Source organism: Bacteroides sp. Phil13 (assembly GCF_001940965.1).
Lineage (GTDB): Bacteria > Bacteroidota > Bacteroidia > Bacteroidales > Bacteroidaceae > Bacteroides > Bacteroides intestinalis.
In genome coordinates, this window is sequence record NZ_MSHA01000027.1 from 15,863 (window position 1) to 28,858 (window position 12,996).

A 12,996-nucleotide genomic window follows, 5' to 3' on the forward strand; every position below is an offset into this window, starting at 1 on the left:
ATACCTACTTATTAAAACCATCTCGGGTCTCCCGCTACTCCGGTTCCTGCAAATCCAGCACCTTGTTTGATGTGGAAATCGCCATTGGCAGGATCTACAAACAAGCCATAGATATCCAGGTTCACAACCGTAATATCATCCAGCGGACGAGAATCTTCTATTAAATCATTTGTCTTGTAAGAACCACCATAGGAAATAGTAACATTGCTATAGTTACCATTCGTAGAGTGCAGCTTCTGACCACCATTAGGACCGGCAAAAATACAGTTTTCAATAGTCACAGTCGGTTTGGAGTTGTTGTCAAGTAACCAAAGGTGAGTCATCTTCTCTGCAATATTTACCAAAGTCACATTCTTGAATTTGATATCAGTCTTCACACGTATATCGGCAATACGGGTATTGAATTCAGTCAATGTACTATTCGTAACATTGATAGCAGGAATTGTACAGCCTGAACCTACATTGAGGAAGCTCCAACCACCAGTGTTCGACACCCAACAGTTATTGAAGTTAACGCTATTACCTTCTGCACCACTATGGAGACGGACAGCAGAATTAACTTGTTTCACTTCACAGCCTTCAAAAGTAATATCGTGGAACTTCTGCGCACCTACCTGGAACATAAATCCACCATCGGAGTTCATGCTGAGATATTCAAAATTAACATCATTCACTTCGCTTTCGATAGCAAAATAAACTTTATTCAATTGAGACAACTTGCCACTTGCATTTTCCGAACCAACAAAGCTAATATCCTGTATACCCGTTGGAATTGTAATGGTTCCCTCCATATTAAATTCCATACCAGATGCAAAATTCACAGTAACTTTTTTAGTCCCTTCAGCAGCATGCCCCGCCAAAGCCGTTGATATATCCTCAGCAGTAATACCTGGTATATTGATATTAAAAATCAGACTGCCGGACGAACCTGAAGTTTTCGTATTCAGCGTTCCACGTAATACTTCATTGTAGAAAATCTGAGCAATATAAGGTACTCCCATATCCAGACCTTCAAATGTTGCAGCAGCATTCTGTATCTCAGCAGTAGTCAGCACACGGTTTTCAACTACTGTACTATCTTCATTCATCAATACAAGATTCGTAACCCGATCTGTCTCTTCCCAAAGGAAAGTCAGGCTATTAACTGTAGGTCTGTAACTCCTGAATATTTGTTCCGCCGGAGTGATAAAGGTAAATGAGCTCAACTTTGACTTTAATGATGCATCTGCATTCTCAGCATGCATACGTACCCAATAATTGGTAGTACCATCAAGCCCTTCAAACCAAGTACGGTATTCTACTTTCATCGCTGTATTTGAATCTGCAAACGGAGTCAGAGTATCAGCCAGAATAACAACAGATTTGTCAATCGTTGCAAAGTCGGCATCTTTACTGAATTCAAATACATAGTTAGCAGCGTCAACTACTTTAGTGTGTTTAATCTGAATGGAAGTAGGCTTCAACGTACTTGCCTCGAAAATCAAAGGCTTAAACAAACGGTTCTCACCGGTGGCCACTTCCCAATCGTTTACGTCACGGTCGCACGAAGAAAAGAGTGCGGCTGTCATGACAAGGGATGCGAATATGCTTTTAAGTTTCATAATCTTCATTTTTTAATTCTGTTGTCCGTTTATTAATAACCATAGGAATTTACCAAAAAGCCCTTGGACTGATAAATATCCGTATCATAGATAGCATAAGGATGACGATAGTTACAAGTTCCGTTACCAATAGGATATTGTTTCAACATATCACCAATCTCACCACCATTCTTCAGTTTTCCCAGTAATGCACTATAGTCGTAAGATGCATTGATACCAGTAGCCATTACCAGAATCTTGGCAAGTTCGTCACGATAAGTAGTGCCTGACCCGGTTTCAGGTTTTGCATAAGTTTTCGGAAACCAGTCAATCTTTTCATAGCCTGCAGGAGCCGTACCCAGTTCCTGATAATAATTAGGTGATGAATAATCCACATACAGTTTATCATCTGTCCGCATCTTATAGTACAATACAGTCGGGAAATCCGAAGGCTGATAAGTCTTATCAAAGATGGTCACCGGATGTTGGTTATCAAGCATCAGGCAAAGGCTTTCTTTCATAGCTTCAATCTTACTATCCAACAGCCCCCAACGAATCAGGTCCATTTTACGAACACCTTCACCACCAAATTCCCAAGCACGTTCATTCACAATAGCATTGAAGAAGTCAGAATCATACTTCGCAATTTCAGAAGAACCGGATCCAAATGCACGTTCACGTACTTTTTCCAGAGCTTGACGGGCTGTCATACCTGCCGTTGTATTCTGATGATCCGGTCCGTAAAGCTCATTCATAGCCTCAGCAAACATCAGATAAATATCAGAATAACGCATTACAATCCAGTTGATACCGGTAGCCACACGGCCGGCAGCAGCCAGGTGAAGGGCACGATAGGTTTCACTGGTCCAGTACATACGCCATTTAGCATAGTGTACATTCGTAGCATTCAGACTCAAATCCTCATAATTCTCTTTACGCCAGCGACCGAAAGTCAATGTAACGTCACGGCGCTTATCCGTCTTACCAAAAGAATAGAAGTAATAAATTGTAGAAGTAACATAGCTACTACCCATACCTTGCTGTCCGTACATAGAGCCTTGTTGAACTTCCCAACCCATCAGAGTACCCACGTCACCGGTATTACCTACACCTAAACCAACTTCATAAAGATTTTCATTATAAGGATTCTGATCCAGATGATTTACCGTTTTCCAGATATTCTCAAAGTCAGGGTCCAATTGATGCGGATTCTCAGGATCACCCAGAATTTCAGCACATTGTTTAGCTGCTATTTCATAGTACTCTTTATAGTTCTTCACACGACCTACATAATATCCATTCATTTCAGGGATGGTAGGATGCTTCTCCAGCTGCATATCAGGGAATTGATTACCATCACGCAACGACCATCCACCTGCAAATAAGGCCACACGTGCCAACAGGCCTTTAGCAAAACCTTTGCTGATACGTTCAGCAGTAGAAGCTTTACCACTACCTAACCAAGGCAGGTATTCGATGGCTTCCTGCAAGTTCTTCACAAGGTCGGCATATACAGTATCACGGTCAATCTTACCGATATATACATTGGAAAGGTCAGAATTGGAAGTTGTTTTCTTATAAGGAATATCTCCATAGATACGCACCAATTCAAAATAAGCCAATGCTCTCAGAGTCAAAGCTTCACCCAGTAACGGTTTGCCGACAGTCGGGTTTGTCTTCAGCAATTCGCCTTCACGCATTCCCTCTACGGCAGCGGAAGCAAGTTCTGCAAAACGGAAGATATTGTTCCAACGAGTGGTAGAGTTACCGGAATTACCATAATAGTGGTTCTGACCATAGTCGCTGTTTACTTCTTTATAGTTAGTCAGATAAAGGTTACAATTTTCCGTATCACTGATATTCTGCCAGTTCACAGATATTTTCTGTCCGTAAACATACGTATCGGACATGGTAGCATAAACTCCCATCAGGGCAGCCTCGGCCATAGCCTCGGTATTGAACACATTTGTGTTACTTTGTTTGGAGGGGGTGTCAGTTGCCAGAAAATCATCACATGAAGTAGTGATCAGCATGGCAGCTGCCAAAGTTAATATATATAATTTCTTCATGATCATTAGTTTTTTAGAGTGTCAGGTTAATACCAAATAAGAATGAATGAGCTTTCGGGTAAGCAGAGTAGTCAACACCCGGGGTCAATGGAGTGCTACGACGGGTATCTACCTCAGGATCTTGTCCGGAATACTTTGTCCAACAATGCAGGTTATAACCAGTGAAGTATACACGCAACTTCTCAACCAGGAACTTCTTAGTCCAAGCCTTCGGTAAAGTATAACCGATTGTAAGATTACTCAGGCGAAGGAATGAACCATCTTCGATAGCATAATCCGTCATGACCGTAGAGTTCATCAATGGATGCCAGATCGTAGCATTCTGATTGATTTCCTGCAAACGTGCCGGATTCGCATATTCACCATACATGATATTGTAACCGGTTTCAGGATCGATAGTGGTAAAACGCTTATCCAAGGCCATATCGCTACTCAGATTCTGATACTTCTTGGAACCTGCATACGTAGTATTATCTATTTTATTGGCATTCAGAATGTCATTACCATAACTCCAGTTGAACTGTACACCAAAGTCGATGCCTTTATAGTCCGCATTGATATTGAAACCACCGGTATGTTTCGGCATGGCATTACCAATGACGGTACGGTCATTCGTAGTGACTTTATCAGAACCATCATCCGTCAATTTCTTTAGTTTCATGTGTCCAGGACCAAACCAGTTACCGCTGGTTGCGATAATATCACTACAATCGGCTACACCCGGTTTGATGATCCAACGTTTCGTTTCTTCGTTAAAAGTAAAGTCATCGAAAGAATAGAAACCATCTTGTTTGTAACCATAGATCTGACCAATGGATTTACCTACAATGGCACGATAATCATCCGAACCGATACTTACTCCCCAGCCGGAAGTAGCAATCATAGAGTCGGAACCATCCAGTTTGTCAACAGTATTGCGGTTGAAAGAGATATTGAAACCCAATGACAAGTTGAAGTCCTTAGTTTCAACGGCATACCAGTTAGCTGTCAACTCCACACCTTTGTTAGTAGTCTGTCCCAGGTTGCGGTATTGAGTGCCGTAACCGGAATGAGTCGGGATATCCACAGCCAGAATCAAATCCTTAGTTACATCCTTATAAGCATCGATTACCACATTCACTTTATCATTAAAGAATCCCAGATCCAAACCGATGTTGGCAGAAGTCTTGGTTTCCCAAGTCAGGTTCTCGTTACGGAGTGTATTGGTTGGTTTCAAACCACTTTGCACTTTCTCACCGATATAGTAGAGTCTGTTTGCAGAGCTTTCGAAACTGTATTGCTGACGCCAGTAAGAACCTACACGTGCATTACCTACCTGTCCGTAACTTAAACGAAGCTTAGCATTAGAAAGCCAACTTTTAGTAGCTTCCATAAAAGGCTCCTCAGACAGACGCCATGCCAAAGCACCAGCGGGGAAGAAACCCCATTGTTTGCCCGGAGCAAATACGTTTGTACCATCTTCACGAGCTGTGAAAGTCAGATAATAACGGTCTTTCAACGTATAGTTCAGACGACCGAAGAAAGAAGAGGTACGCGACGGCTCACCTATATCATTATAAGTAGGCAACGGTTCACCATAATTCCACATAGCCAATACTTGTTCTGCTGTAAAGTCCTTCGGGAAGAATTTGGATTGAAGGGTCATCTTGTCCGATTTGCCGGAGAAAATCTCCTGTCCAAACATAATATTGAAACGGTGATCTTTTGCAACCGTAAAATCATACGTCAGATGATTCTGTATCGTAAAACGATAACCATCGGTATATTCACGTTTGGCAACGGGCTGTCCACCATTAGCATTAGATTCACCGGTCTTCTTCAACCAGATATTATCCGTATGTGCTTTCTCGTAAGAGTAGCTACCCTGAACACGATAATCCAAACCTTTGATGATATGGAATGTCAAACCGACATTATAAGAATTAACAAATGAGTACTGTTTCTTAAACTCATTGGTAATGTTGTAAATCGGATCATTCAACATACTGGCAGATTCTGCCCAGTCGAGCTCCTCGCTGGTACCCACCAGGTTCTCCATAGACAAAGTCGTTATACTCTTTACCGGAGCATACTTGACACCATCACGGAGCTTACGTCCACCGGATACGTCGGGACCATCAATCACCGTATTCGTGGTACGGGCTGTAACGTCCAGATCAATGACTTTACCAAAAGATTTATTCAGCTTAATGTTGAAGTTATCACGTACATAGTTAGAGTTCAACATGATGTAATCTTCATCATCACGTGTATAACTGATATTGTAGCGCATAGTTTCCGTACCACCCGAAAGCGATACATTGAAATTCTTCTGTACACCGGTATTGCCGTACAGCTGATCCTGCCAGTCGATACCTTCACGGTATTTGTAAAGGTCTATATCATCCCACATACCATACATGCTGTAGAAGCCTGCACTGGATACATTCGGGCTCGAATCGATTTCCTTCTGATAATATACATATTCATAAGGAGAAAGGACATCCGTCAGATTGTAGGTTTTCTTTATACCAACATAAGAATTCACATCTACCACTGTCTTACCGGCTTTACCACTCTTTGTAGTCACCAGAACTACACCATTAGCACCCTTGGCACCATAGATTGCCGTAGAAGAAGCATCTTTCAATACACTGATATCCTGGATGTCACCGGGAGGAATATCATTAATATTCTTCACGATAAAGCCATCTACGATATAAAGCGGAGAATTATCCTGGGTAATAGAACCACCACCGCGTACACGTACTTTGATTTCGGCATCGGGAGAACCGTCCGTTACCGTTACGTTCACACCTGCCAGATGTCCGCTCATAGCCTGCAAGGCAGAAGTTACAGGGATATCTTTCAGTACCTTGTCGTTCATAGAAGAAACAGAACCGGTCAGGTCTTTCTTCTTCATCGTACCGTAACCTACAACGACTACTTCATCCAACATTTTAGAGTCGTCCTGAAGCTTAATACTTAGCGTCTTCCCGGCAACGGCATCTATCTCCTGGGCCTGCATACCTATATATGAGATAACCAGTTTCTTACCTTTGCCACTGACCTTCAGAGTAAAATCACCGTTTATATCGGTAATCGTTCCGTTACCTGCATTACCCTTTTCTACAACGGATGCACCGATAACACCTTCTCCCGTGGAGTCTGTCACATTACCTTTAACAGTAATCTCTTGTGCAGACAGTCCGATAGGAACCATCAACAGTATAGCCATTAGCCATACAAAACACTTGTTTTTCATTTCTACAGATTTTTGTTTCACATTAATAAAGGATTTAGTTTCACATATTTTTTCCTGTTGCAAATGTGACAATTTACGGATGGAGAGAGGAGTAAAAACTATCGGAAAAAGAGGAAAATATCTGTTAGAACAATAAATACAAGGGGGTTACACAAAAAATCCCAGACTTTCACAAGCCCGGGATCTCACATGCAAAAAATGTCAATGTGTTATAGTGCCATTACGATTCATTAACTTAAAGAGCACTCTCAAGTCCTAATGAACCATAACGATTGACCGCACGTACTTTTAAATTTCCTTTCATCACGAATCTTGTTTCGAAAACCGGCTTTTGAGCAAAACCCACCACCTGATCATTATCGAAAATGATATAACCGGCAGCATCGGATACAGCTTTCCAAGTAATCTTCGTTCCTTGTTTTTTCAGATTCTGCGGAGCCGGTAGTTTTTCCATCATTGTACGAGGATCCCATCCGTCATTACCCGGAATGATACGTTCGTATACATAGCTATCCGCCTCCTCTTTGGTAACGATAGCACGACAAGAGCCTTTTGGCGGGTTATTTGGTCCGCGTCCGTCATATTCTGTTTTGCGTAGGCTCAAGTCGAGTACATTACCTTCGGCATCACGACTATCATACTCTGCAAATAATCCGGGAATAGCTCCCATATTGGTCCAACCCTCGGGAGCAAGAGGAATGCGCATAGTGGTATGTATATAGACAGCACGCGGCGAGTTGTGCCAGGGACGCCCCAACTTCTGTTTACCGTCGGCAGCAGAGGCATTGCCATCCACAATGCAATCACGGAAAATATATCCGAACTTTGCATCCTTATGACAGGGAGCGACAATTACAGAACCGCTACGTACATTATATAATGTACAGTTTTCAAGTAAAGCATCTCCCCCACCATAAAAATAATCGACTGCACCTTCAATCCAACAGTCTTTCACATAGTGGCGGTGAGAATCATTAGTAGAAGTCATCCAGGTGTCTTGAAAAGAACGGAAAATGCAGTTATTGAACGCTGCACAATCTGCCTGGCTGCTCATAGCCAATGCCTGTGGACCATTCTGGCTCTCTACTCCCCAATCATTCACATAAGAGATATTCTCAGTATAAAAATGATCGGCTTTCACCTTAACAACGCTTCCCTCAAACTTATAGACTTCGGAAGAAGGATTATGAACTGAATGTTTCCAAAAAGCCGTCTTTGCCGGTTCTGTACCTTCTTCAGGCTTTCCACCTACATTCAGGAGATGATGAATGATGGTTTTATCCTTGTCCTGACCGATCAGGTGGACATACGTTTTGGTTTCGGGTACTACCACATGTTCCCGGTACGAACCGTTCTTTACGAAAATCAACCACGGCTCTTGCCGGTTGTCGGGTACTGCATCAATAGCAGCCTGAATGCTTGTGTAGTCACCACTACCATCCTGGGCCACTACAGCCTGAAATGGTGATGCAGTATTCCGGGCATGACCTCCTAATAAAATGCCCATAAATAATGCCGTAAGAATTATCTTCTTCATACTTAATATATTTAATAATTGGTTTGAATTTTACTTTACCAGGCCGTTCAGATAAACTTCCAGATTGGTATAACCTTCTTTACTCAATGTAGTGGCAATACCGTCGGAAACATCTTTCGGATTCAGTCCATGGGCCGCTTCCCAAACATCGGGTATGCCGTCTCCATCAGTATCCCGCAGTTCATCGGCTGTAATGCCTCCATCGCTCAATGTAGGCCAAGGGTTGGTGGCTCCTTCCGGTTTCACATCTGCCGGCAAGTCTATCAGGCCGGGAACACTTTCCGCTCCTTTTGTCACACTACCGATATAGGTAGCCGTACCGTTTCTAGTTTCTTCTATAACACGTATATCAATGGCATCCCGTTGCCTGGAACATCCCGCTTGATCCAATACGAGCTCATAAGCTTGTTTTGCACTATGAGTAGTGATAATGCCTGCATCCAGAGGTTCGGACAGACGCATTTCCTTTTTCACTTTCTTTGTGAATGTATTGTCACAAGAAGCATTATTGATTTGCCCGTAAACACCTTTGGTCCAGTTATCTTGGGTTACTTCCTCATTTCCTTCGATGATATTGCCGTCTACATAGAGTTTCCCCCATACGTGTTCCATTGGTTTCCAGGCATTGGAAGTGCCGTCTGCATTCGTGCAATACTTCTTTGTGCGTACTCCTATGGCGGCAATACGGTAGCGGACAGGGCTGTTTTTCGGTGTAGCCGGTCCTGGTTTATAATAATTGTTCACAATATTGATACACATGCCTTCTCCGCCATAGCAACCGTTTCCAGCCCAGTTGTAGAATACGTTATTCCTCATATCCATGTGTTTGCGTTCCTGAGTAAATGGACGAGGTCCCAGACGGGGTACACGACTTTCGTGATGTGCCAGTAGATTATGATGAAAAGAAGCTTTTGCTCCTCCCCAGATGGCTCCATATCCATGTTTGCCTTTAGCATGACCTGCTGTGCGAAGACTTTCGGAAACCAGGCACCATTGAACAGTCAGATTCTCACCACCATATATAGAACAACATTCATCTACCGACCAACTAATAGAGCAATGGTCAATGATTAGATTCCTGCAATCTGTACTTCCAAGTCCGTCAGGCTCTCCACCTCCTTCGTTGCCTACACGAAAACGCAAATAGCGGACTATTACATTATCAGCATTGATAGTTACCGGATAACGGGCTATACAGACACCTTGTCCCGGCGCACTCTGCCCAGCAATGGTTAAATCCCCATTAATGATATCAAGGCGTTTATCCAGGAAGATCGTTCCAGCTACATCAAAGACAACCGTACGTGCTCCCTCCTGTGATAGGGCGTAGCGTAACGTCCCTTCCTGCAGACCATCTTCCAAAGTCGTTACATGATAGACTTTGCCTCCACGGCCACCTGTTGTATTCCGCCCGAAGCCTTCGGCGCCGGGAAAAGCTATCAGTTCCTTTGTTGTTTCCGTTTGTTCATCATCAGGCAGGACACTCGCTCCTGCCGGTATGATTGGAAGCAGGAATAAGGCCAGACATAAGAAACGTATAATGTACGCCCCGTTCATTCTGTTTTTCATTTCGTTTTTCATATATACTCTCTTCTAAGATTGGTTCATGTGATGCAAAAGTGAGGAATCCATAGTAAAAAGAGGGGGAAAAACTGATAGAAAAGGGGGACTGATGCTATAAAACGGCGAAAACCACCTATCAAACCACATTCACACCAAAAGACGGCTTCCCGATTGAAACCTCCGTCTCATATCGACAAGCCGCCCGTCTCCCGTTACAGGAGTGCTTTCAAATAGGTAAAAACGATGAAAGCAATATTTATAATCTATTCTGAATATCTGAGTTACTATTACGTTGCCCTTTGCTGCGGATATCTCCACCAAATGTGTAGGAGACACCGATGCGGAAACCGGTAAAGGCAAACTGATTATCCGTCGTCATCCGGACACCGTTGGATACCGTCTCAAGTTTGGAATGACTGATCAGGATATTATTCACATTCAGGCTAAGACTGAGTTTATTATCCAGCATACGATAAAGCAAACCTGCACTGATACCGTAATTAGGCTTTATCAGATAAACCCCGCTATATTGACGTGAAGTGAACCAGCCGGAAAGCGTTCCAATGAATGTCTTCTTCGAATTGAAGAAGAACGTATTGCGCAAACTGGCATTATAGGCCCATCCTTTCTCTTCGGCAGATGTGGAAGCAGCGCTGGAAGTCGTACGGCTATAGTTTACCCCATGCTGTACATAAGCCTGCATCCATCCTGTACGGAATGTATATGAATTATTCAATCCAAAAGAGTGCGTTTCCATAAAGTTATCCCACAGGAAAGAGCTGACATTTGTTTCCGGATCCAAACCTACCACCTGGAAGAATACATCGTCCGAATAAGAATAGAAAGCGGAAAAATTAAGATTGTTCTTAAATGTATATCCCAATTCGGCATTATACGTATAACTCGGTTTCAAATCTTCCTTTCCACAAGCATAAGTGTACTTATTCTGATAGAAAGGGAACGGATTCACCATATTCTGCGAGGGGCGTGAAATACGGTTGGATAAACTAAGATTCAATGCATTCAGTTCATTAGGTGAGTACAAGAAGTAGAGCGTAGGAAACAGACGGGTATAATCATGCTTGTCTGTCTTATTCGCCGACTCGGAAATACCGGTAGTACGGGTGTGCTCCATACGTACGCCCAACTGCATAGAAAACTGTTTGGAGAACGCACGATTGTAATCGGCATAAAGGGCATAAATCTGTTCCTTATAATGGAAGTAATCATCCTGCACCAGTGTCGGGTCCGAAGTATCATAATTGATGCGATTGCGGGTATCTGTGAAAGAGACCTTGGCACCTGCAGTTACCTTATACTTTTCAAACGGAAGTGTAAAGTCGAGTGCAGAAGAGAATACGTCTACCTTACGGTCTTGCAGATAGCTATAATCAAAATTGGTTCCAGGTATTGCTACACCGTCAGGAGTCTGAGTTTCGGACAGGAAGCCCATATAACTATCCCGGTTATCACGCAGGTAGTCCACATCCCAACTCATCTTTTTGCCTTTATCACCCCAAGTCTTATCTGTATGGAAATTCAAGTTAAGACGATCGGACTTGCCTCCTTCTTTGCTATCTGAGAACAGAAGAGAATCCAAACGGGTAGTAGCTACATCATAAACTTCCGTAACGGAAACGGCTTTGGCATCTTTAGGATTACCATAATTATAAACAGCTTGCAGGCCTACAGTCCAGTTACGCTCCAAAGCAACGTCCACACCTGCCTGACCATAATAACTCTGCATATACTTCTTGTAATCCGTACGTCCGTCCCAGGTATTCTTGGCGAAATAGCGGCGGTTTGCTTCACGCGTTTCATAGTTACCTTGTGTGGTACCTGCATTGACGAATGAGGATACACGGCCTTTACTGATATTCAGATTTACTCCGCCATAGCCGTAATTTTCCTTCTCACCGACATTATACGAAGTGGATACCGTACCTCCCAAGTAATCTTTAGGACGCGATTTCAGGCGTATGTTGATGATGCCTGCATTACCTGCTGCATCATACTTGGACGGTGGAGTGGTGATCACTTCTACTTTCTGTATCTGTGAAGCGTCATAAGACCGGAGATAGTCGATCAGTTCGTCGCCGGAAAGTTTCGTTTCACGGTCGTTGATATACACTTTCACTCCTCCTTTACCTATAATATCAATACTATTCTGTCCTACACGCAAACCAGGTACTTCGCGCAAAAGGTCGAGTGCATTTCCACCGGCAGAGGCAATGGAGTTGTGAGTATCAAAAACCACTCTGTCCACCAGACGTTTAATTACCGGACGGGCGGCTGTAACAGTCACTTCATTTAAAAAGGTAGAAGAGGATTTCAGAGTGAGCATACCTACATTCTTATTTTCCTGTAAAGAGACAGGCAGGTAGATGTCTTCACAACCGATTAGAGTGATATGCAACAGATATTCCCCTTTAGGTTGAGTAAAAGTAAAACAACCTTGTGCGTCCGTCAGCATACCTGTAATGTATGTACTGTCTTTAGCTTGCTTTAAAAGGATGTTTGCTACTTCCATCGGCTGATTGTTTTCATCTTGTACGCAACCGGAGAGTTGATAGCTTTGAGCAGAAATAGAAACTGCTACACATAACATAAGGAATAAGAACGTAAGTCTTCTCCCAATAGACTTCATTGAATTTGCTTTCATCGTTTGATTGATTTTAATGTTTCACTTTTCGTTTTTACCTGATGCAAATTTAAGGGTGAAACGTATCTCAAACGGTCTATATCAGGATATAAAAGTTCTATATCAGCAGCACCAGCACACCTCATTATCAATAAATTACACTCTTCTTTCTCTATATTTACCTTTTTAAGGTCTATATACTATCTATATGCATTGAAGAAAGGGTTCATTTTTGCTGGGTTATGAACACAATCCAACTCCTGATCCGCATAAATAATATTAAGTTTCAGAGGTTAAGCCGCCGCATCGCCACTTTTATCCCTTTTCGCTGCGACGGTTAAGGAAAATTGTAGTAGGTACTT

Annotated in this window: 6 protein-coding genes; all 6 read right to left on the reverse strand. The window is 42.7% G+C overall.

The window, feature by feature from the left end; genetic code table 11:
• Window positions 1-11 precede the first annotated feature (11 nt).
• A complete protein-coding gene (locus tag BWI44_RS03915; protein ID WP_229036170.1) occupies window positions 12-1,601 on the reverse strand; it encodes a DUF5123 domain-containing protein in 1,590 nt (529 codons plus the stop codon).
• A 32-nt stretch (window positions 1,602-1,633) separates the two neighbouring features.
• Window positions 1,634-3,655: a RagB/SusD family nutrient uptake outer membrane protein gene (locus BWI44_RS03920; protein ID WP_278705085.1), complete on the reverse strand. Its 2,022-nt coding sequence runs from the start codon at window positions 3,653-3,655 to the stop codon at window positions 1,634-1,636.
• A gap of 7 nt (window positions 3,656-3,662) precedes the next feature.
• Window positions 3,663-6,893, reverse strand: a complete 3,231-nt coding sequence (locus BWI44_RS03925) for a SusC/RagA family TonB-linked outer membrane protein (RefSeq protein ID WP_044155142.1) — start codon at window positions 6,891-6,893, stop codon at window positions 3,663-3,665.
• A 235-nt stretch (window positions 6,894-7,128) separates the two neighbouring features.
• Complete coding sequence (locus tag BWI44_RS03930) at window positions 7,129-8,430, reverse strand: pectinesterase family protein (RefSeq protein ID WP_195209202.1); 1,302 nt, start codon at window positions 8,428-8,430, stop codon at window positions 7,129-7,131.
• Window positions 8,431-8,460: 30 nt separating this feature from the next.
• A complete protein-coding gene (locus BWI44_RS03935) occupies window positions 8,461-9,987 on the reverse strand; it encodes a pectate lyase (RefSeq protein WP_502688826.1) in 1,527 nt (508 codons plus the stop codon).
• 262 nt (window positions 9,988-10,249) lie between these two features.
• On the reverse strand, window positions 10,250-12,655 hold the full coding sequence (locus BWI44_RS03940; RefSeq protein ID WP_195209201.1) for a TonB-dependent receptor domain-containing protein: 2,406 nt from the start codon (window positions 12,653-12,655) through the stop codon (window positions 10,250-10,252).
• Between the last annotated feature and the right edge of the window lie 341 nt (window positions 12,656-12,996).

What these genes read in the sequence shown, in the direction of transcription:
- BWI44_RS03935 (WP_502688826.1), bottom strand. Translation starts at nt 9,987, where the DNA reads ATGAACGGGGCGTACATTATACGTTTCTTATGTCTGGCCTTATTCCTG.
- BWI44_RS03915 (WP_229036170.1), bottom strand. Translation starts at nt 1,601, where the DNA reads ATGAAACTTAAAAGCATATTCGCATCCCTTGTCATGACAGCCGCACTC.
- BWI44_RS03930 (WP_195209202.1), bottom strand. Translation starts at nt 8,430, where the DNA reads ATGAAGAAGATAATTCTTACGGCATTATTTATGGGCATTTTATTAGGA.
- BWI44_RS03940 (WP_195209201.1), bottom strand. Translation starts at nt 12,655, where the DNA reads ATGAAAGCAAATTCAATGAAGTCTATTGGGAGAAGACTTACGTTCTTA.
- BWI44_RS03920 (WP_278705085.1), bottom strand. Translation starts at nt 3,655, where the DNA reads ATGATCATGAAGAAATTATATATATTAACTTTGGCAGCTGCCATGCTG.
- BWI44_RS03925 (WP_044155142.1), bottom strand. Translation starts at nt 6,893, where the DNA reads ATGAAAAACAAGTGTTTTGTATGGCTAATGGCTATACTGTTGATGGTT.